Annotated in this window: 18 protein-coding genes; 10 read left to right on the plus strand and 8 right to left on the minus strand. The window is 57.3% G+C overall.

Going from position 1 to position 21,413, the window contains the following annotated elements; genetic code table 11:
* Positions 1 to 75 precede the first annotated feature (75 nt).
* Both ybbP and ybbA read right to left on the minus strand, forming a co-directional pair.
* The gene (gene ybbP, locus AAIE02_RS12330) at positions 76 to 2,490 is read right to left on the minus strand and encodes a putative ABC transporter permease subunit YbbP (RefSeq protein ID WP_498532601.1); all 2,415 of its coding nucleotides are present in this window, start codon (positions 2,488 to 2,490) and stop codon (positions 76 to 78) included.
* Positions 2,487 to 3,173, minus strand: a complete 687-nt coding sequence (gene ybbA, locus AAIE02_RS12335) for a putative ABC transporter ATP-binding protein YbbA (RefSeq protein ID WP_498532602.1) — start codon at positions 3,171 to 3,173, stop codon at positions 2,487 to 2,489. The genes ybbP and ybbA overlap by 4 nt, the downstream gene beginning before the upstream one ends.
* On the opposite strand from ybbA, the gene tesA reads away from it, so the two are divergent.
* The 3 genes from tesA (at position 3,141) to AAIE02_RS12350 (ending at position 5,526) form a co-directional block, all read left to right on the plus strand.
* Complete coding sequence (tesA, locus tag AAIE02_RS12340; RefSeq protein WP_008460232.1) at positions 3,141 to 3,764, plus strand: multifunctional acyl-CoA thioesterase I/protease I/lysophospholipase L1; 624 nt, start codon at positions 3,141 to 3,143, stop codon at positions 3,762 to 3,764. The two genes, ybbA and tesA, sit on opposite strands and share 33 nt — an antisense overlap.
* A gap of 77 nt (positions 3,765 to 3,841) precedes the next feature.
* Positions 3,842 to 4,612, plus strand: a complete 771-nt coding sequence (locus AAIE02_RS12345; RefSeq protein WP_008460234.1) for an SDR family oxidoreductase — start codon at positions 3,842 to 3,844, stop codon at positions 4,610 to 4,612.
* A 59-nt stretch (positions 4,613 to 4,671) separates the two neighbouring features.
* Positions 4,672 to 5,526, plus strand: a complete 855-nt coding sequence (locus AAIE02_RS12350) for a co-chaperone YbbN (RefSeq protein ID WP_498532603.1) — start codon at positions 4,672 to 4,674, stop codon at positions 5,524 to 5,526.
* 41 nt (positions 5,527 to 5,567) lie between these two features.
* On the opposite strand, the gene cfa is transcribed toward AAIE02_RS12350, so the two are convergent.
* Positions 5,568 to 6,719 carry a cyclopropane fatty acyl phospholipid synthase gene (cfa, locus tag AAIE02_RS12355; protein WP_498532604.1) on the minus strand — a complete coding sequence of 384 codons (1,152 nt, stop codon included), beginning with the start codon at positions 6,717 to 6,719 and terminating at the stop codon, positions 5,568 to 5,570.
* A 242-nt stretch (positions 6,720 to 6,961) separates the two neighbouring features.
* Here cfa and AAIE02_RS12360 point away from each other — a divergent pair, with 242 nt between their 5' ends.
* Positions 6,962 to 7,876 carry an SPFH domain-containing protein gene (locus AAIE02_RS12360; protein ID WP_008460237.1) on the plus strand — a complete coding sequence of 305 codons (915 nt, stop codon included), beginning with the start codon at positions 6,962 to 6,964 and terminating at the stop codon, positions 7,874 to 7,876.
* Entirely contained in the window at positions 7,873 to 8,319 is a 447-nt protein-coding gene (locus AAIE02_RS12365; protein ID WP_498532605.1) for an NfeD family protein, read from the plus strand. The genes AAIE02_RS12360 and AAIE02_RS12365 overlap by 4 nt, the downstream gene beginning before the upstream one ends.
* Here AAIE02_RS12365 and cueR read toward each other — a convergent pair.
* Entirely contained in the window at positions 8,316 to 8,726 is a 411-nt protein-coding gene (cueR, locus tag AAIE02_RS12370) for a Cu(I)-responsive transcriptional regulator (protein ID WP_008460239.1), read from the minus strand. The genes AAIE02_RS12365 and cueR overlap by 4 nt on opposite strands.
* A gap of 107 nt (positions 8,727 to 8,833) precedes the next feature.
* Between cueR and copA the strand changes: the two genes are divergently transcribed.
* The 3 genes from copA to ybaK all read left to right on the plus strand — a co-directional run bounded on the left by copA (position 8,834) and on the right by ybaK (position 12,931).
* The gene (copA, locus tag AAIE02_RS12375; RefSeq protein WP_498532606.1) at positions 8,834 to 11,338 is read left to right on the plus strand and encodes a copper-exporting P-type ATPase CopA; all 2,505 of its coding nucleotides are present in this window, start codon (positions 8,834 to 8,836) and stop codon (positions 11,336 to 11,338) included.
* 104 nt (positions 11,339 to 11,442) lie between these two features.
* Positions 11,443 to 12,243, plus strand: a complete 801-nt coding sequence (locus AAIE02_RS12380; protein ID WP_498532607.1) for a TraB/GumN family protein — start codon at positions 11,443 to 11,445, stop codon at positions 12,241 to 12,243.
* Between the two features lie 208 nt (positions 12,244 to 12,451).
* Positions 12,452 to 12,931, plus strand: a complete 480-nt coding sequence (gene ybaK / locus AAIE02_RS12385; protein WP_008460244.1) for a Cys-tRNA(Pro)/Cys-tRNA(Cys) deacylase YbaK — start codon at positions 12,452 to 12,454, stop codon at positions 12,929 to 12,931.
* Positions 12,932 to 12,934: 3 nt separating this feature from the next.
* Here ybaK and ushA read toward each other — a convergent pair whose 3' ends face one another.
* Entirely contained in the window at positions 12,935 to 14,587 is a 1,653-nt protein-coding gene (ushA, locus tag AAIE02_RS12390) for a bifunctional UDP-sugar hydrolase/5'-nucleotidase UshA (RefSeq protein ID WP_498532608.1), read from the minus strand.
* Between the two features lie 188 nt (positions 14,588 to 14,775).
* Between ushA and AAIE02_RS12395 the strand changes: the two genes are divergently transcribed.
* Together AAIE02_RS12395 and ybaL are read left to right on the plus strand one after the other, a co-directional pair.
* Positions 14,776 to 15,993: an MFS transporter gene (locus tag AAIE02_RS12395; RefSeq protein WP_008460246.1), complete on the plus strand. Its 1,218-nt coding sequence runs from the start codon at positions 14,776 to 14,778 to the stop codon at positions 15,991 to 15,993.
* Between the two features lie 217 nt (positions 15,994 to 16,210).
* Positions 16,211 to 17,887, plus strand: coding sequence for a YbaL family putative K(+) efflux transporter (gene ybaL, locus AAIE02_RS12400; protein ID WP_008460247.1), 1,677 nt, complete (start codon positions 16,211 to 16,213; stop codon positions 17,885 to 17,887).
* 70 nt (positions 17,888 to 17,957) lie between these two features.
* Here the strand turns inward: ybaL and AAIE02_RS12405 are convergent, their stop codons facing one another.
* From AAIE02_RS12405 to adk, 3 genes are all read right to left on the minus strand, one after another.
* Entirely contained in the window at positions 17,958 to 19,262 is a 1,305-nt protein-coding gene (locus AAIE02_RS12405; RefSeq protein WP_498532609.1) for an inosine/guanosine kinase, read from the minus strand.
* A 60-nt stretch (positions 19,263 to 19,322) separates the two neighbouring features.
* The gene (gene hemH, locus AAIE02_RS12410; protein ID WP_498532610.1) at positions 19,323 to 20,288 is read right to left on the minus strand and encodes a ferrochelatase; all 966 of its coding nucleotides are present in this window, start codon (positions 20,286 to 20,288) and stop codon (positions 19,323 to 19,325) included.
* 134 nt (positions 20,289 to 20,422) lie between these two features.
* A complete protein-coding gene (gene adk, locus AAIE02_RS12415) occupies positions 20,423 to 21,067 on the minus strand; it encodes an adenylate kinase (protein ID WP_008460251.1) in 645 nt (214 codons plus the stop codon).
* Positions 21,068 to 21,413 lie beyond the last annotated feature (346 nt).

Raw genomic sequence — 21,413 nt, forward strand, 5'->3', positions numbered from 1 at the left:
AATATGTTCTAACGCAATAAATAGCGAAATATAACAAAGTTTATAGCGGTAGGCGGGCATCCCTGCCCGGCCTCCTCAGATAACAAACTGGCGGAACAGCGCCTTCCCTTTCAGCAAACGAACGCCCAGCCAGCCGCCGCAAAGCGACAGCAATACCGCCCCGGTGACCGGCAGCACGATCCACAGACGCAAATCTGGCTCCCACGGGAAGTCGAACACGCGCGTTTGCAGTACGCCCAGCGCCGTTTCCGCGCCGATGGCCGCTACCAGACCGGACACCAGCCCCAGCACGGCAAACTCGCACCACAGCGTGGTTCTGAGCAGCTTTTTACCCGCGCCCAGCGTACGGTAAACCACCAGCTCCTGATGACGCTGGCGCATCCCCACCTGTACCTGAGCCAGCAACAGCAGCAGACCGCAGGCAGTCACCAGCACCACCATCACCTCAAGCGCGCGGCTGACCTGCTCCAGCACCTGGCCGATTTGTTTCAGGATAGCCCCGATATCCAGCAGGCTGACGGTCGGGAATTCGCGGTTAAGCTGGGTCAGCAGGCCGTTATTCCCCTCCCAGCGGAAGCTGGTGAGCCAGCTCTGCGGCTGCCCGTCCAGCGCGCCCGGCGGGAAGATAAAGTAGAAGTTTGGCCGCAGGCTTTCCCAGTCCACTTTGCGCAGGCTAGTCACCTTCGCGGTGAAGTCCTGGGTATCCCCCACAAAGGTCACGCTGTCGCCGAGTTTAATGTTCAGGCGTTTCGCCACGCCGTCGTCCATCGACACTTCCCCGGCCTTCGGCGGCCAGCTTCCCGCCAGGATAGGGTTATGATCCGGCTTCTGGCTCTGCCAGGTCAGATTCAGCTCGCGGTTCAACGCCTCATCCGGGTTGCCCTCGGTGGGCTGGCCGTTAATCGCCGTCATGCGCGCCCGTACAATGGGATAGAACGACTCCGGGATCACCTGATGGTCAGCAAGGAAGGTTTTCACCGGCTGAACCTGCTCCGGCGCAATGTTCACCAGGAAGTAGTTCGGGCTTTCCGGCGGCAGCTGCTGCTGCCATCTGTCCAGCAAATCCCCCCGCAGCACTAAAAGCAATGCCAGCAGCATAAACGACAGCGAGAACGCCGCCAGCTGGCTGAGCGTCGCCCACGGCTGGCGCAGCAGGCGGTTAACCGCCAGGCGCAGGGCCAGGTTTTTCAGCGTCAGCTTTTTCAGCAGCTTCAGGACGCCCCAGCCAACGAGGCCGCACAGCGCCGCCAGCACCAGCGTGCCCGCCAGCACCGCCCACAGCAGCGAACTGCCGCCCATTAGCAACGCCAGCAGCAGCACCACCACTACGCTGATGACCGGCAAATAAATTTTTAACGGCCAGACGTTGGCCACGGCGTCACGGCGCAGCACACGCAATGGCTGAGTGGCCAATAGCAGCCGGTACGGGCGCAGCCCCACCAGCACGGAGATTGTGACCATCGCGCCGATAGCCCACACCCACGGCCACAGGCTCGCTGGCGGCAGCGCGGCAGGCAGCACCGGCTTCAATAGTTGCATCAGCGCGGCTTCGAACAGCAAGCCGACGGCGCCTCCGGCAATAGCCGAGAGCACCAGCACCATCAGCCACTGGCCGATAATCAGCTTCCGGAGCGCCGCCCTGCCCGCCCCCAACGTTTTCAGGATTGCTACCAGGTCGTAACGGCTGCGGCAGTAATGGCTCATCGCCACGGCAATCGCCGCCACGGCCAGCAGCAGCGTCAGCAGCGCAGAAAGCAGCAGGAACTGCTGCGAACGCTCCAGGGATTTGCCCAGCGCGCCTTCGTCCTGCTCCATGCCGATCCAGCGCTGCTCCGGCTTGAGCTTAGGCAGCAGGTAGTTTTCATACTGCAGCAGCTGCTGCGGGTTACCACCAAACTTGTAGCGCCAGCTAATACGGCTGCCGGGCTGCACCGCCCCGGTTTTCTCGACGTCGGCCAGGTTCATCATCAGGCGCGGCGCAATCTGGAACGGGTTAAATCCGGCGTCCGGCTCCTGAATCACCTGCCCGACAATACGCAGCGTGGCGTCGCCCACGTCAATGTTGTCGCCCACTTTCAGGTTAAGCAAAGCCAGCAGGCGCGGGGCAAGCAGTGCGGTGCCTGGCTCAGGCTTCAGGCCCGGCGGGCTGGTTTCCAGTTCCCCGTACATCGGATACACGCCGTCGACCGCTTTCACATCGGCAAGCTGCGGCGTGTCCCCGGCAAAGGTCATGGTGGCGAAGCTCAGCTGTTTGCCGACCTTTAAGCCGTCGCTTTGCGCCTGAGTCAGCCACTCGTCCGGTACGGCGCGGGCGCTGCGCAACGTCCGGTCGCCCGCCATGTATTCGCGGCTTTGCTGGCTGAGCCCTTTTTCCATTCTGTCGCTGATGCTGCCCAGCGCCAGCACGCAGGCCACCGCCAGACTAAGCGCCAGCCAGACAATCAGCAGCGAGGGAGAGCGCCACTCGCGCCAGAACCAGCGGGCTATCATGCTTCCTCCCACAGTTTGCCTTCGCGCAGCCGCAGGCGGCGGTCGCAGCGTGCCGCCAGCTGTTCGTCGTGGGTGACGAGGATCAGCGTGGTGGCGAAATCACGGTTGAGGGAAAACAGCAGGTCGGCAATGCGGTCGCCGGTTTGCCTGTCGAGGTTGCCGGTGGGCTCATCGGCAAACAGCACGCCCGGCTTGCCGTTAAACGCGCGAGCCAGCGCCACGCGCTGCTGCTCCCCGCCAGATAGCTGAGCTGGCAGGTGATCGAGGCGTTTGCCTAAGCCCAGCTGTTCCAGCAGCGCTTTAGCCTGCGCCCGGCTGGCCGAACTGTTTTCGCCGCGCAGCAGCGAAGGAAGTTCCACGTTTTCCAGAGCATTAAGGGTGGGCACCAGCATAAAGGACTGAAACACAAAGCCAACGTTTTTCGCGCGTAGCACCGCCCGGGCCTCTTCATCCATGCTGTGCAGCGGCTGCCCGCAAAGGTTGACTTCGCCGTCCGTGCCGTCATCAAGCCCGGCCAGAATCGCCAACAGCGTGGACTTGCCCGATCCTGACTCGCCAATCAGGGCGATGGTTTCGGCCGGTTTGACAACCAGCTCAACTCCGGTAAGGATGGAAAGCTCGTGTTCACCCTGACCCACGGACTTACTAAGATGATGAACTTCAACAATGTTTTCCGCTGGCATTTGCCCTTCCTGTTTCTGGCTTTGATGACTTTCCGCGCCGCCGCGGCGGACACGCTATTGATTTTAGGCGATAGCCTGAGCGCCGGTTACCGTATGGCGGCCACCAGCGCCTGGCCCGCCCTGCTGGATGCCAAATGGCAGCCGCAGGGTACAAAAGTCGTGAATGCGAGCATCAGCGGCGATACCGCGGCGCAGGGCCTGGCTCGCCTGCCGGCGCTGTTAAAACAGCACCAGCCCCGCTGGGTTTTAGTGGAGCTTGGCGGCAACGACGGCCTGCGTGGGTTCCAGCCTCAGGCGGTAGAAAAAACCCTCAACCAGGTTATCACCGACGTGAAGGCTGCCGGTGCGCAGCCGATGCTGATGCAAATTCGCCTGCCCGCCAACTACGGACGCCGCTATAATGAGGCGTTTAGCGCTATTTATCCGCAGCTTGCCAAAGCGTTTGATATTCCCCTGCTCCCGTTCTTTATGGAGGAGGTATATCTGAAACCGCAATGGATGCAGGATGACGGCATTCACCCTAATCGGGATGCTCAGCCGTTTATCGCCGACTGGATGGCGACGCGGCTGACTCCGCTACTCTCTAAATAACCGGCACAGCCGCGTCGGATACAACGAGATAGTTAAACACGACTGATAAATAATCGGGGCGCCCTTCGGGTAAAGTTATGCAAAAATCCGTTTTAATTACAGGCTGCTCCAGCGGGATTGGCTTAGCCAGCGCGCAGGAGCTACAGAAGCTTGGCTATAACATTCTCGCCGCCTGCCGCAAACCAGCCGATGTAGAGCGCATGAATCAGCTTGGGTTCACCGGCATTGAGCTCGATCTTGACGATGCGGAAAGCGTCCAACGCGCCGCCGCCGAAGTGATTGCCATCACCGGCAACCGCCTGTACGGACTGTTTAATAACGGTGGCTACGGTGTGTATGGCCCGCTGAACGCCATTTCCCGCGAACAGCTTGAGCAACAATTTTCCACCAACTTCTTCGGCACGCATCAGCTCACCATGCTGCTGCTGCCGGCCATGCAGCCTCATCAGGAAGGCCGCATCGTGATGACCAGCTCGGTGATGGGGCTGATTTCCACGCCGGGTCGCGGGGCCTACGCCGCCAGTAAATATGCACTTGAAGCGTGGTCCGACGCGCTGCGCATGGAGCTTCGCCACAGCGGGATTAAAGTCAGCCTGATTGAGCCGGGGCCGATCCGCACCCGCTTTACCGATAATGTCAATCAAACCCAAAGCGACAAACCGGTAGAGAATCCGGGGATTGCCGCACGGTTTACCCTCGGCCCGGAGGCGGTGGTAGCGAAAGTACGCCATGCTTTTGAAAGCCCAAGGCCGAAGCTGCGCTACCCGGTGACCGTGGTAACTCACGTGATTACCGTGCTCCGCCGCCTGCTGCCAGCGTGCGTAATGGACAAAATTTTACGGAGCTGAGTTGAAGTCCCGGCCTCAGCCCCCATGTAAAAAAACAAATGCTTAACAGAGAATCGCCCATGTCCGCAGAAAACATTATTAACATTACCGAAGCGAACCTGCATCAGACGCTGGAACAGTCCATGGCTAAGCCGGTGCTGTTTTATTTCTGGTCTGCCCGCAGCCAGCATTGCGAGCAGTTAACGCCGATCCTGGACAAGCTCGCGGCCCAATACAGCGGCCAGTTTATTCTCGCTAAAGTTGACTGCGACGCCGAGCAAATGGTGGCTTCGCAGTTTGGCCTGCGCTCCATTCCTACCGTCTATCTGTTCCAGAACGGCCAGCCGGTGGACGGCTTCCAGGGCCCGCAGCCGGAAGAAGCGATTCGCGCCCTGCTCGACAAAGTGCTGCCGCGTGAAGAAGAGCTGAAAGCCCAGCAGGCCGTAGAGCTGATGCAGGAAGGCAAGCACGCCGAAGCCCTGCCGCTGCTGAAAGATGCGTGGCAGCTGTCCGGCCAGAACAGCGAAATTGGCCTGCTGCTGGCGGAAGTGCAGATTGCCCTGAACCGCAGCGAAGACGCAGAAGCGGTGCTGAAAACCGTGCCTCTGCAGGACCAGGACACCCGCTATCAGGCGCTGGTTTCCCAGATTGAACTGCTGAAACAGGCCGCCGACACGCCGGAAATTCAGCAGCTGCAGCAGCAGGTTCAAAACGAGCCGGACAACGCCCAGCTCGCCAGACAGCTCGCGCTGCAGCTGCATCAGGTTGGCCGGAACGAAGAAGCGCTGGAGCTGCTTTACACTCACCTGAAAAAAGACCTGGGTGCCGCCGACGGCCAGGCACGCAAAATGATGATGGAGATTCTGGCCGCGCTGGGCACCGGCGACGCGCTGGCGTCCAAATACCGCCGTCAGATTTATGCGTTGATGTATTAAGCAGAGAGAACGAAAAAAGGCCGGATATTCCGGCCTTTTGTTTATCGGTAAACGCGGATCCCGCCTTCCACCCCATTAGGGCTCAGCAATACCTGCCAAAGCTGAATATTCCTCGCGCGAAATGCGCCCGCACAGGCGTTCAAATAATAGCTAAACATCCTCTTGAAGCGCTCGTCATAATTACGCGAGATATTAGGCCAGCAGCGGAGGAAATTATCGTACCAGGCCATCAGCGTTCTGTCGTAATCGGCCCCGATATTGTGCCAGTCCTCCATAATAAAATGTTTTTCACTGGCGCTGGCAATGTGGCGCACCGAGGGCAAACAGCCGTTAGGGAAGATGTATTTGTTGATCCACGGATCGACGTTTAAATCCGTTTCATTCGACCCAATGGTATGCAGCAGGAACAGGCCATCAGGTTTTAAATTGCGGGCTGCAACTTCAAAATAGGTATTGTAGTTTTTTGGCCCGACGTGTTCGAACATGCCCACGGAAACAATGCGATCAAATTTGCTGTTGAGGTCTCGATAATCCTGCAGCAGGATCTCGACGTCCAGGCCCCGGCAGCGATCCTGGGCCATTTTTTGCTGTTCCGCCGAAATAGTCACGCCGACGACGGAGACGCCATATTCCTGCGCCGCATACTGCCCCAGTCCGCCCCAGCCGCAGCCGATATCCAGCAGCTTCATGCCCGCTTTGAGCTGCAGTTTTTCGCAGATCATCCGCAGCTTGTTACGCTGCGCCTCTGCCAGATTTTCCGCGTCTTTCCAGTAGCCGCAGGAATATTGCATATACGGATCAAGCATCGCGGCAAACAGATCGTTGCCAATATCGTAATGTTCTTTGCCGACTATCCAGGCGCGTTTGCGAGACTGCAAATTAAAGACTCTGGCCCCGGCAATACGCAGCAGGTCGGAGAAATGCTTCGGCATTTTGCTGTCCAGGCCGTGGCGCAAAATATGGGTAAATAAAATGTCCAGCCGGTCGCAGTCCCACCAGCCATCCATATAACTTTCACCCAGGCCAAGAGAACCTTCCTGTAATATTCGCTTGAAGAAGTCTGGATTGTTCACCCGAATATCTGCCGGGCCGTTGCCGTCAATATCAATCGCCATGGGTGAAATTAATTCTTCCACAATTTTCTGCCAGCGGTTGTTATTCGCCTGATGCTGCTCAGCTATTATTGTTCCCATTGCTTCCTCACCGGGATAAGTGTTCTTGCCAAATACCGCCCGCCCGATAGCGCGAGCTGCCGAAGCATTCGATACTACGCCTGCTGACACCATGCGTGAAATGAACTTACTCCATGAAAATCATTCCATTTAGGCATAATAAAAATAAAAACAGCAATTAATTCTTCTCGGGTACAGGGATGTTGCTGAATGTTTCAAATTAAGCAGTTAGACTGAATGCAAAACAAACAGGAGGTTTTTTAATGCTTATCGTGATCCCCGTATTAATTCTCGTGGCGCTGGTGATTGTGGCTGCCGGGGTAAAAATCGTGCCCCAGGGCTTCCAATGGACCGTCGAACGCTTTGGCCGCTACACCAAAACCCTGATGCCAGGCCTGAATCTTGTGGTGCCGTTTATGGATCGCGTAGGCCGCAAAATCAACATGATGGAACAGGTGCTCGACATCCCTTCTCAGGAAGTCATTTCCAAAGACAACGCCAACGTCGCCATTGACGCCGTGTGCTTTATTCAGGTGGTTGACGCCCCGCGCGCCGCCTATGAAGTCAGCAATCTTGAGCTGGCGATCATCAACCTGACGATGACCAACATCCGTACCGTGCTCGGCTCGATGGAGCTGGATGAGATGCTGTCCCAGCGCGACAACATCAACACTCGCCTGCTGCACATCGTCGACGAAGCCACCAACCCGTGGGGCATTAAAATCACCCGTATCGAAATCCGTGACGTGCGCCCACCGGCTGAGCTGATTGATGCGATGAACGCCCAGATGAAAGCCGAGCGTACCAAGCGCGCCTATATTCTTGAGGCCGAAGGGATCCGCCAGGCGGAAATTGTCAAAGCCGAAGGTGAAAAGCAGTCGAAGATCCTGAAAGCTGAGGGTGAGCGTCAGTCGGCTTTCCTTGAGGCGGAGGCCCGCGAGCGTAGTGCTGAAGCAGAAGCTCGCGCCACGCAAATGGTGTCCGAGGCTATCGCCAAAGGGGATATTCAGGCGGTGAACTACTTCGTGGCCCAGAAATACACCGACGCGCTGCAGCAAATCGGGTCGGCCAATAACAGCAAAGTGGTGCTGATGCCGCTGGATGCCTCCAGCCTGATGGGCTCCATCGCCGGAATCAGCGAACTTATTGCCCAGAGCGGCACAGAGCGTAAAAAATGATCGACAGCATTCTCGCGCACCCACACGTCTTCTGGCTTGCGCTTGGCGGACTGCTGCTGGCGGCGGAGATGCTCGGCGCCAGCGGCTATCTGCTGTGGAGCGGCGTGGCGGCGGTAATCACCGGCCTGCTGGTCTGGCTGCTGCCGCTTGGCTGGGAAACGCAGGGCGTCTGCTTTGCCCTGCTGACGCTGGTCGCCGCCTTTATCTGGTGGCGCTGGCTGTCCAGCCGCAGGCAGCAAATTCCAGGTGAAGTGCTGAATCAGCGCGGGCAGCAACTGGTTGGCCGCCGTTTCCGTCTTGAAGCGGCACTGGTCAATGGCCGGGGACATGTTCGCGTGGCCGACAGCAGTTGGCCAGTCACCGCCGATGAAGATCTCCCGGCGGGCTGTGAAGTTGTGGTGCTGGCCGTGGAAGGCATAACGCTCAAAATTAAAGCGGTTTAGTTAATCTCGTGGCGATGGCAGCAGCCGGAAAGATTGTCGATGATCGGGCAATCGGCGCTGTCATCACCCGGGCAGGCTTCCGCCAGCGTGAGCAAATGCTGGCGCATATTCTGCAGCTCAATAATGTGCCGCTCGATATCCGCGACTTTCTGCAAAGTTCGGGCTTTTACGTCCGCGCTGTGCCGGGCCGGATCGTTAAACAGGCTCACCAGCTCTTTGCACTCTTCCAGATTAAACCCGACCTGACGGGCCTGGCGCAGCAGCGTCAGCTCATCGAGATGCTTTTGCGTATAGCTGCGGTAGCCGTTGTCGGCGCGAAACGGCGGCGTGACCAGCCCTTTCTCTTCGTAAAAACGAATCGCCTTGCTGGTTAGCCCGGTTTTTTTCGCCACATCGCTAATATTCATTTTTGCTCCTTGACCTTCCCCTTGATGGAAGGTTTAACCTCTTTCATAGTTAACCGAATCATCCTTTCGGTCAATATTTCACCTCACCATCATACAGGAGTCTTGCGATGTCACACATTGTGGATCTGAATCTGGATGGCCTGACCTGCGGCCATTGTGTTAAACGCGTCAAAGAGAGCCTCGAGCAGCGTGCAGACGTTGAGCAGGCTGAAGTCACCCAAACCCACGCCCGCGTTACCGGCAGCGCTACGCCGGAAGCGTTAGTGGAAACTGTCCAACAAGCGGGATACGGCGCAGAAGTCGCCAGCCACCCAAAGGCTGAACCGCTGGCAGAGTCATCAACTCCGTCGGAAGCACTGACAGCGGTCGCCCCTTCGCTTCCGGCAGCGTCTACCGACGATGACAGCCAGCAGTTGCTGATCGGCGGTATGAGCTGCGCCAGCTGCGTCTCCCGGGTGCAAAATGCCTTACAAAATGTACCGGGCGTCAGCCAGGCACGGGTTAACCTTGCGGAGCGTAGTGCGCTGGTGATGGGCACCGCCTCCGCAGAATCGCTGGTCAAAGCCGTGGAAAGTGCCGGTTACGGTGCCGAAGCGATTGAAGACGATCAGAAACGCCGCGAGCGCCAGCAAGAAACGGCAAACGCCGCCATGAAACGCTTCCGCTGGCAGGCGATTGTCGCCCTTGCCGTCGGGATCCCGGTGATGGTCTGGGGCATGATCGGCGACAATATGATGGTCACCGAGAACAACCGTTCCCTGTGGCTGACCATCGGGATTATTACCCTTGCGGTGATGGTCTTTGCCGGCGGTCATTTTTACCGTAGCGCCTGGCGCAGCCTGATGAACCGCGCGGCTACCATGGACACGCTCGTCGCCCTCGGTACCGGCGCGGCCTGGCTCTACTCAATTACCGTAAATATCTGGCCGCAGCACTTCCCGATGGAAGCCCGCCACCTCTACTACGAGGCCAGCGCGATGATCATCGGCCTGATAAACCTTGGGCATATGCTGGAACAGCGTGCACGTCAGCGTTCTTCTAAAGCGCTTGAACGCCTGCTGGACTTAACGCCACCGACCGCGCGAGTGGTGACGGAAGAAGGCGAAAAAACGCTGCCGCTGGCGGAAGTCACCGCCGGAATGACGCTGCGCCTGACCACCGGCGACCGCGTGCCCGTTGACGGGGAAATCACCCAGGGCGAAGCCTGGTTCGACGAAGCGATGCTGACCGGTGAACCGGTGCCGATGCAAAAATCAAACGGCGACGGGATTCACGCCGGGACCGTAGTGCAGGACGGCAGCGTGCTGTTCACCGCCACCGCCACCGGCAGCCACACTACGCTGTCGCGCATTATCCGCATGGTTCGCCAGGCGCAGAGCAGCAAGCCGGAAATCGGCCAGCTTGCCGATAAAATTTCCGCCGTATTTGTGCCGGTCGTCGTCGCTATCGCGCTGATCAGTGCCGCCATCTGGTACTTTTTCGGCCCTGCACCGCAAATTGTTTACACGCTGGTCATTGCCACCACGGTGCTGATTATCGCCTGCCCTTGCGCCCTGGGCCTTGCCACGCCGATGTCGATTATTTCAGGCGTGGGCCGTGCAGCCGAATTTGGCGTTCTGGTTCGTGATGCCGATGCCCTGCAGCGCGCCAGCACGCTGGATACCGTGGTCTTTGACAAAACGGGTACGCTGACCGAAGGCAAACCACAGGTGGTCGCCGTGGAAACCCGCGCCGGCGTGGACGAGGTGCAAGCGATACGCCTTGCAGCCGCGCTTGAGCAGGGTTCAAGCCACCCGCTTGCTCGCGCCATTATTGAAAAAGCAGGCAGTTCAACGCTGCCGGAAGTGACGTCGTTCCGTACTTTGCGCGGGCTGGGCGTCAGCGGTGAGGTGGACGGGCACAAACTGCTGCTGGGCAACAAAGCATTGCTCGATGAGCAGGGCGTGGACACTCAGCCGCTTGCCGACAGCATTGACGCTCAGGCTCGCCTGGGCGCAACCCCGGTGCTGCTGGCGGCAGACGGCCAGCTCATGGCGCTGTTAGCCATCCGCGACCCGCTTCGCAGCGACAGCGTCAGTGCGCTCCAGCGCCTGCACCGTAACGGCTACCGCCTGGTCATGCTCACCGGCGATAACCCGGTGACCGCCAACGCTATCGCCAAAGAAGTCGGCATTGATGAAGTGATTGCGGGTGTGCTGCCGGGCGGCAAAGCTAACGCCATCAAGCAGTTACAGCAGCAGGGCCGCCAGGTGGCGATGGTCGGCGACGGCATAAACGATGCCCCGGCGCTGGCTCAGGCCGAGGTAGGGATTGCGATGGGTGGCGGCAGCGACGTAGCCATTGAAACCGCCGCCATTACGCTGATGCGCCACAGCCTGGTGGGCGTTGCCGATGCGCTGGCCATTTCCAAAGCCACGCTGCGGAACATGAAGCAAAACCTGATGGGAGCCTTCGTGTACAACTCGCTTGGCATTCCGATTGCCGCGGGCGTGCTCTACCCGCTGACCGGCACGCTACTCAATCCGGTGGTTGCCGGTGCCGCGATGGCGCTGTCTTCCATCACCGTGGTGAGCAACGCCAACCGCCTGCTGCGCTTTAAACCGAAAGGCTAGCCTCTCTGCGGCCTTCCCTTCTCCTTTTGAGCGGAAGGCCGACTTTTTCCTTCCCCCTTCCAGCCCAGGGCGTTAGCATGGCTTTTTAGCCAGGGAATCGCGATATGGGTTTGTTCCAACGTCTTAGCGCACTGCTTTCCAGCCTGACAGCCTCTGGTTATCCCTGGCCTGCCCTTGATATTACGCTCCCCGGCAAGCGCCATTTGCACCTCGTGGGCAGCATTCATATGGGTACCCGGGACATGGCTCCGCTTTCCTCTCGCCTGGTGGACAAACTTCGCGCGGCAGATGCGCTGATCGTCGAGGCAGATATCCGCTCTGGCGATTCGCCGTTCAGCGAAATAGTGGAGGACATCGACCTGGAGGCTCGTCTGGCTCCAGACGATTACCAGCAGGTGCTGAGCCTGTGCAGCGAGTTAGGTATTTCACTGAGCAGCATTGAGCACCAGCCCGCCTGGCAGGTGGCACTGATTTTACAGGCACATCAGGCCCAGCGGCTTGGCCTTCGCCCTGACTACGGCATCGACTATCAGCTGCTGGAAGCTGCACAGCGCTACGGCGTGCCTGTCACCGAGCTTGAAGGCGCGCAAAGCCAGATAGAATTATTGAAGGGGTTGCCTGACGGTGGGCTGCCGCTGCTGAACGACACGCTGGAGCACTGGCACACCAACGCGCGGCTGCTGCAGATAATGATTGGCTGGTGGCTGGAAACGCCGCCGCAGCAGGGCAATATTGCGCTACCGAACACCTTTGGCGATGCGCTGTATGACGTTTTGATGCATCAGCGAAACCGCCAGTGGCAGGCGTTTCTGCAACAGCTGCCCGCCGGGCGCTATGTGGTTGCGGTCGGCGCGTTGCACCTTTACGGCGAAGGTAACCTGCCAGAAATGCTGAAAAAAGGATAAAAAAATGGCCAATATTTCTATTGGCCCGTCAAAGAGGAATTTCATTTATTATTCTGTTTATCCCGGCTGCCGAAGCAACCGAAGCTGAATTGTCGCTTAATGTGATGGTTTACGCCATCACTATTATGTAGCGCTATATTACTCGTCAAGTATATCACTATGATTACTATTTTGTGCGTTTTCAAAACAACGAATAAAGAAGGAAACCATGACTCCCGCGGTAAAACTCCTCGAAAAGAACAAAATCAGCTTTCAAATTCATGCCTATGAGCACGATCCGCTGGAAACCAACTTTGGTGACGAAGTGGTCCGTAAGCTGGGGCTAAATGCCGACCAGGTCTATAAAACGCTGCTGGTGGCGCTGAATGGCGACATGAAACACCTCGCCGTGGCAGTGACGCCGGTTGCCGGGCAGCTTGATCTGAAAAAGGTCGCTAAGGCGCTGGGCGTGAAGAAGGTTGAAATGGCGGACCCGATGGTCGCGCAGCGAATCACCGGTTATCTGGTGGGCGGCATTAGCCCGCTGGGGCAGAAAAAACGCCTGCCAACGGTGATTGATGCTCCGGCACAGGAGTTTGCCAGCATCTACATTTCCGGCGGCAAGCGCGGGCTGGATATCGAACTCGCGGCAAGCGATCTGGCGAAACTGCTGGATGCCAGCTTCGCCGATATCGCCCGCCGCGATTAACGCTTAGTTCCAGCTTACCTCGCCCTTAGGTTGGTAAGCATTTACGTCCAGCGGGGAGTTCTGTTCGATGTACTGCTTCAGGACTTCCGCATCGACAAACCCGGTGTTGACGTAGCCCGGCTTTTTATCGATTTCCGGGTAACCATCGCCGCCAGTGCCGTTGAAGCTCAGCGTGGCCATGCGGTAAGTTTTGGCCGGATCAATCGGCTGGTCTTTGATTTTCAGGTTACTCAGCTTGCCGCCGGTTGAGGTGAAGCTGACGTTAGAGAACTGCGGGTAAGCGCCGGAGTCCGGTGTTTTCTGCGCCACCGCCGTCAGGTATTCCTCAACGTCTTTGCCGTTCATGTCGATATAAACCACGGTGTTGCCGAACGGCTGCACCTTGAGCACATCTTTATAGGTAATGTTCCCGGCTTCGATAGAATCTCGCACGCCGCCACCGCTCATCACCGCAAAGTCCGCGCTGGTTCGGGCCATTTGTGCCGCCAGCAATACGCGCGCCAGGTTGGTCTGCACAAAGCGCACTTTGCTGCGGTCCCCTTCCAGATGCCCGTTCACGCTGCCTACTTTCACCTTCAGCGCGGCCTGGCCTTTGTTCTGGAACGGCGTCAGCAGGGAAAGCATCTGCTGGCTTTCGGCGATTTCAGGCGTGTAAAGTACGCGCTCACTTTGCCCGTTGTCGTAGGTGATTTTCTTTTTCAGGTTGATGGGGATCAGCTGATAGTGCACCAGCTTCATCTCGCCGTTGCGGAACTCAAAATCTGCCCGCCCGACGTATTTCCCCCACTCATGCGCCTGCACAATCCAGGTGCCATTTTGCCTGTCCGGCGCGCATGGTGTGCCCGGCACATAATCTTTCAGCTTCTGGTTTTCCTGCGCCATGCAGACCGGATCCTGTGAGTGACCACCCACAATCATCGTCAGCGCGCCTTCCGGCAGGCTTCTTGCCATTTCGACATCGCCCGGCGCATTCGAGCCGTGGTTGCCGTTATCATAGTGGCCCATATGGGTTGCGGCGATGATCACGTCCGGTTTTTCGGTGCCCTGTAGCTCCTGGATCACCAGTTTGGCTTCCTCCGCAGGTTTGCGGAATTCGATGTCGGTGAAGTATTCCGGATTGCCGATTTTAGCCGTATCGTCGGTGGTCAGGCCGATAACCGCCACCTTAATGCCCTGAGGTTTGAAAATCGCATAAGGCTTAAACAGGCGCTCGCCGGTACTTTTTTGATAAATGTTGGCGGACAGCAGCGGGAACTTTGCCCATTTTTCCTGCTGGCGCAGCACGGATAAGGGGTTGTCGAATTCGTGGTTGCCGACGGCCATGGCGTCATAGCCAATCAGGCTCATGCCGCGAAAATCCGGTTCAGCATCCTGCAGGTCTGATTCCGGCACGCCGGTGTTGATATCCCCGCCGGACAACAGCAGCACGCTGCCGCCTTCCGCCGCGACTTCTTTACGCACGCTGTCTACCAGCGTTTTTTGCGCTGCCAGCCCGTATTCTCCATACTCATTCCGCCAGAAGTGACCATGGTGGTCGTTAGTATGAAGAATGGTAATTTTATAGGTCTTGTCTTTTTCCCAGGCCAGCGCTGAAGCGCTGGTTAAACTCAATGCCACCAGCAGCGCCGTGGTTATTGTTTTCGCAGCAAACCGCATTGCAAATCTCCATGTCAAAATGTAACTGCGCAGAAATAACAGATAGCGTTCAGGATAGACAGCTATCTTTTCCGAAATGCGACTTTCTTCAAATCCCCCGCGCGAGTATGTTAGCAGGGTAAGAATTTCTTCCGGGCGATCTCCTGCGCCGCCCGCTCTAAAAACAATAACCGTTCGTACAGGTAATTATGGCAAGCTCTCAAACCCTCACCCAGCCGGGTACGCCCCCGGAGCAAAAAAAAGCGCGCACCGCATTTGGGATCCTTGGCGCTATAAGCCTCTCCCACCTGCTTAACGACATGATTCAGTCGCTGATTCTGGCTATTTACCCGCTGCTACAGGCCGAGTTCTCCCTAAGCTTTATGCAAATCGGGATGATCACCCTGACCTTCCAGCTCTCTTCATCGCTGCTGCAGCCGCTGGTGGGCTACTACACAGACAAATACCCGATGCCGTGGTCATTGCCGATCGGCATGTGCTTTACCCTTTGCGGGCTGGTGCTGCTGGCGCTGGCGGGCAGCTTCCCGGCCGTTCTGGTCGCCGCGGCGCTGGTAGGCACAGGCTCTTCGGTATTCCATCCTGAGTCCTCACGCGTGGCGCGTATGGCGTCCGGTGGCCGTCACGGGCTTGCGCAGTCGCTGTTCCAGGTGGGCGGTAACTTCGGCAGCTCTCTGGGGCCATTGCTGGCGGCTATTATTATCGCGCCTTACGGCAAAGGTAACGTGGCGTGGTTCGTGCTCGCTGCTCTGCTGGCTATCGTGGTTCTGCTGCAAATCAGCCGCTGGTACGCCGCTCAGCATAAAATCGCCAAAAGCCGCCCTGCCGTGCCGGTGGTCAACCCGCTGCCGCGCAACAAAGTGATTCTGGCGGTCTCGATTTTACTGCTGCTGATCTTCTCTAAATACTTTTATATGGCGAGCATCAGCAGCTACTTCACTTTCTACCTGATGCAAAAATTCGGATTATCCGTACAAAATGCCCAGATTCACCTGTTCGCATTCCTGTTTGCCGTCGCGGCAGGCACGGTGATTGGTGGCCCCGTGGGGGATAAAATTGGCAGAAAATACGTAATTTGGGGCTCTATCCTCGGCGTCGCGCCATTTACCCTTGTTTTACCCTACGCATCACTTTACTGGACGGGCGTCCTGACGGTGATCATTGGCTTTATTTTGGCCTCCGCTTTCTCGGCCATCCTGGTGTATGCTCAGGAACTGCTTCCTGGCCGTATCGGTATGGTTTCCGGGCTCTTTTTCGGCTTCGCCTTTGGGATGGGCGGCCTGGGTGCAGCCGTACTCGGGTTAATTGCTGACCACACCAGCATCGAGTTGGTCTACAAAATATGTGCCTTCTTGCCGTTACTCGGCATTATGACAATATTCCTGCCCGATAATCGCCACAAAGCGTAGATTTTAGCGGCCAAAGTATTGCTTTGGCCGCATCCTGTCTCCATACCCTTCTGGCAGTCGCCTCAGATAACTGAGTTAAATGCTACTCAGAGCCTATTTTTTATCGAAATGCGCTTTTTATTCAAAATTCAACAATTATTCATAAACGCCGATAAAGAATTTGTCATAAACTGTGTAACAGAACGTTTTGGAACATCGGCCAACCAAAGGAGACGGAATGCATCACGCCACACCGCTTATCACCACCATTGTTGGTGGTCTCGTGCTCGCTTTTTTACTGGGTATGCTGGCTAACAAGCTGCGCATATCTCCGCTGGTGGGCTATTTATTAGCTGGTGTGCTGGCGGGACCTTTTACCCCTGGTTTTGTTGCTGATACCAAACTTGCCCCTGAGCTGGCGGAGTTAGGCGTGATTCTGCTGATGTTCGGCGTCGGGCTGCATTTTTCATTGAAGGATTTGATGGCGGTAAAGGCCATCGCCATCCCCGGCGCCATCGCGCAAATAGGCGTCGCGACGCTGCTGGGCATGGCGCTTTCCTGGCTGATGGGCTGGTCGGTGATGACCGGTATCGTCTTTGGGCTTTGTTTATCGACGGCAAGTACCGTCGTGCTGCTGCGCGCGCTTGAAGAAAGGCAGCTAATTGATACTCAGCGAGGGCAAATAGCCATTGGCTGGCTGATTGTCGAAGATCTGGTGATGGTGCTGACTCTGGTGCTGCTGCCAGCCGTCGCCGGCATGATGGAAAAAGGCAACGTTGGGCTGGTTTCCCTGAGCCTGGATATGGCTATCACCATCGGAAAGGTCGCGGCGTTTATCGCCCTGATGATGCTGGTTGGCCGCCGCCTTGTGCCGTGGATTCTGGCTCGCAGCGCAGCGACAGGTTCCCGCGAGCTGTTTACCCTTTCCGTGCTGGCGCTGGCCCTGGGCATCGCATTCGGCGCGGTTGAATTGTTTGATGTCTCCTTTGCGCTGGGTGCCTTCTTTGCCGGTATGGTGCTGAATGAGTCAGAGCTAAGCCACCGCGCGGCACACGACACCCTGCCGCTGCGCGATGCGTTTGCGGTGCTGTTCTTTGTTTCCGTCGGCATGCTGTTTGATCCGCTGATCCTGATTCAGGAACCGCTGGCGGTACTGGGCACGCTGGCCATCATCATCTTCGGTAAATCCCTGGCGGCGTTCCTGCTGGTGCGCATGTTTGGTCACTCCCAGCGGACCGCGCTGACCATCGCCACCAGCCTCGCGCAGATCGGTGAGTTCGCCTTTATTCTGGCCGGCCTCGGCATGGCGCTGAACCTGTTACCACAAACGGGGCAAAATTTGGTGCTGGCTGGCGCAATTCTGTCGATTATGCTGAACCCAATTCTGTTTGCCGTGCTTGAGCGCTACCTCGAGAAAACCGAAACGCTGGACGAGCAAACCCTGGAAGAAGCCATCGAGGAAGAGAAACAAATCCCGGTGGATATCTGCAACCACGCTCTGCTGGTGGGCTATGGCCGCGTCGGTAGCCTGCTTGGCGAGAAGCTTATTGCCGAAGGTGTGCCATTGGTGGTGATCGAAACCTCCCGCAGCCGAGTGGATGAGCTGCGCGAACGCGGGATCCGCGCCGTGCTGGGCAATGCTGCTAACGAAGAGATCATGAGTCTGGCCCATCTGGACTGCGCCCGCTGGCTGCTGCTGACCATTCCTAACGGCTACGAAGCCGGTGAAATCGTCGCGACGGCCAGAGCAAAATGCCCGGATATCGAAATCATCGCCCGCGCACATTACGACGACGAAGTGGATTACATCACCGAGCGTGGCGCTAATCAGGTTGTGATGGGAGAAAGGGAGATTGCCAATACCATGCTTGGGCTGCTGGTGCCGCCGGTCACACAGGAAGCGGTGACGGGTTAATGGTCTTTTGGGCAGGTCTTGCACCTGCCCGTTTCAACAAAAGCTGAGCGTTATAGCTCAGCGCTTCAACTTAACGTTCCCAGTAAGACTCTTCGAGACTGTCTTCCCGCTCGGGCAGGCCGCGCGTCAGGCGTGGCGAATGCTGATTCAGGACCTGATAACTCACACGGTTGGCGTATTTGCACACCTGGGCCAGCGAGGAATAAGTCAGCCAGGTCAGCTTGTGTTTGCTGGAATTCGGCACGTTACTGCGGTGGTAATTGTTCGCGGTGATATCGTGCAACAGCGCCGCAAGCGCCCCGTCTCCCGCGCCGTTGGTGTTCATGATCTTCTCCGGGCCGCCCATATATGGCGCGATGTGGGAGTAGATTCGCAGCGGCTCAGCGCAGTCTTTCAGGCGCATCGCGCGGCTAAATTCGAACTGGTTAAATTCGGCAATCGCACCAGGCAGAAGTGGGTGCTGGGTTTTACGCTTCGCGGTCTCTTCGGTATAACCCGCCATATAAAGGCCTACCGGCCCGGAGGTGCAAAGCACCAGGTCAACCCAGTCCAGCGCCTTGTCGGCGGCCAGCAGCGGATCGCTTTCACCGGTTAGCGCTTCACCCTCTTCTTCGTTCATCGCCAGGATCGAAACGTGCTCGCTCAGGAAAGCCTGCCACCAGGTCGGGTTTTCGGCAATCACGTATTTGGTGCCCAGAGTCAGTACCACCGGCACGTTGTGTTTCTTCGCCCAGGCAATCGCCTGCATGGTGGCCTCCGGCATCGGCTCGCCCGGCTTACAGCGCACCAGATAAGAGGTCAGCACCAGCGCGGATGCCCCGGCAATCACTTCTTCCGGAATGCTATCCGCACGTAGCTGGTTCATGTGGCCCGGGCTGATGGCAAAAGTACGCTCGCCCTGGTCGCCAATCAGCGTAAAGCAGCGGCCAATCGGGCCATCAACGCCCTGCAAATAGTTAAGGTCGGTCCGGCTGGAGGTATTGCAGAGGTAGCGGTAGGCGTAGCTACCGATCTCGACATTGCGGCACATTACGCCGAGCAGCACCGAGCGGTCATCGGCCAGCACTGAGTAATTGTGCATGGTATTGCCGATGGTGCCTCCGGCAAACTGGTGGGTAATCAGGTTGTTGTCGACCAGCTCTTTGTAGAGCGCGTCGGCCACATCATCCTCAATCACCAGAGAATGGCCAAAACTCAGCCCGTAGCGCTGTACAAACTCATCGTCCACTTTGGCTTCAATGTCGACCAGCGTTTGGTCGATGCCGACCACCCAGGAAGAGCCGCTTTCTGCTTCAGGCTGAGTTTGCTGTAAGAGCGGGTCGCGGGCGCTGACGGGGAAGTAGTGTTTGGATTTGCGTTTACCGGGAAATTTCATGGTGTCGTTACGGGGCTGGATAATAAGGCGGAGAATAGTAGCATTCCCCGCCTCAGGTTTCTATTTGCGATACCGCTCCACCAGATTCATCATCATCGCGATATGGGCCGGATCGTCATTCAGCGCCGGAATGTACTCGTATTTCGCCCCGCCCGCCTCGATAAACACTTCCCGGTTCTGGACCGCCATCTCTTCCAGCGTTTCCAGGCAGTCAGCGGAGAAGCCCGGGCACATCACCTGAATATGCTTCACGCCCTTTTCGGCCAGCATTTTCAACGTTTCGTCGGTGTACGGCATCAGCCAGGGTTCGCGGCCAAAGCGGGACTGGTAGGTCATCATCACTTTTTCCGGCGGCAGCTCAAGGGCGCTCAGCAGTTCGCGGGTGGTGTCGCGGCAGCGCTGCGGGTAATCATCGCCTTCATTCGCGTAGCGCTGCGGAATACCGTGATAGGAAAGCAGCAGCACGTCCGGTTCACCGTGTTCGGCAAAAGAGCGTTTGACCGAGGCCGCCAGCGCGTTGATGTAAGCCGGCTCTGTCGCGTAGTCGCGAATCAGGGAAATAGAAGGCAGACTGCGGTAATCGGCGAAGATACGCCCCAGCTCGTCCCATACCGCCGCCACGGTTGAGCAGGAAAACTGCGGATAAAGCGGCAGCACCACAATGTGCGTCACGTTCTGCGCCAGGAGGTCGTCCACGGCGCTTTTGAGCGACGGTTCGCCGTAGCTCATCCCTAGCGCAACCGGCGTGTCCGGCAGCTGCTGCGCCAGCGCTTTTTCCTGCCGACGGCTGTATACCATCAAGGGCGAGCCCTCTTCCATCCAGATGGACTGATAGAGTTTGGCGACACGCGGTGAACGGATCGGCAGAATGACGCCGCGCAGCAGCGGCCACCAAAGCAGGCGGGGCGTATCTACCACGCGCTTATCGCTGAGGAACTGACGAAGATAGCGGTTGACCGCCGCCGGTGTCGGGGCGCTCGGCGTACCAAGGTTAGCCAGTAAGATGCCAATTTTTTCCTGATTCATTCCCACCCCTTATCTGTAAATTGCCGTCAATTGTAACGTAAAAGAGCGAAACGAGAACCGATTACAGTGAAAGGGGAAAATAGGGGCAAAAAAATACCAGGGCATGCCCTGGTATTTTTTGCCGCTGCGGGAAATTATCCGAGGATTTTTTCCAGTTCAGCGCGCACGTCAGCCACGGCCTGGGTGCCGTCAACTTTAGCGTATTGGGTGTTACCCGCCTGCGCTTCTTTAGAGTAGTAGCCGATCAGCGGCGCGGTCATCTGATGGTATTCCACCAGGCGTTTACGCACGGTTTCTTCCTGATCGTCTTTACGGGTAGTCAGCTCTTCGCCGGTCACGTCGTCTTTACCTTCAACCTTAGGCGGGTTGAATTTAATGTGGTAAACGCGGCCGGAAGCAGCGTGCACGCGGCGACCCACGATGCGGTCAACGATCAGCTCGTCAGGTACGTCGAACTCCAGCACGAAATCAACCTTGATGCCCGCTTCTTTCATGGCGTCTGCCTGCGGGATAGTGCGTGGGAAACCGTCCAGCAGGAAGCCGTTACGGCAGTCTTCCTGCGCAATGCGCTCTTTAACCAGGGCGATAACCAGCTCATCGGTCACCAGTTTGCCAGCATCCATGATGTCTTTGGCCTGTTTACCCAGTTCTGAACCAGATTTAACCGCAGCACGCAGCATATCACCGGTGGAGATTTGCGGAATACCGTATTTCTCCATGATGAACTGAGCCTGAGTCCCTTTACCTGCGCCCGGTGCGCCGAGCAGAATGATACGCATTGCGTAATTCCCCATACATTTAATTATTCAATCGAATTTGAGGCGAAAACCATACCACTAAAGGCGGTATCATCACAAGGAAGGGAGGCGCTCAGGCTGAAGCCCTGGGCCTCGATTTCGCTTGAATCCCGACCGCTTAGCGGCCCTGATGGAAGCCAGAATCGGTTCAGCCAAACAGCATTTTTATTTTTCAGCAGCGGCCTTATCCCTTATCTCATCGGGGGAATAATAAGGTTTTCGCCTGGTAATTTATGAACCGTCAGGCTGGCTGAAAAAGGCCTGCTATATAGATTAGGTTTATGTACAGCAATTATAATGACGGCCAACACAGCCTGCCGACGCTGTT

Source organism: Cedecea sp. Ae19-4, from assembly GCF_059801165.1.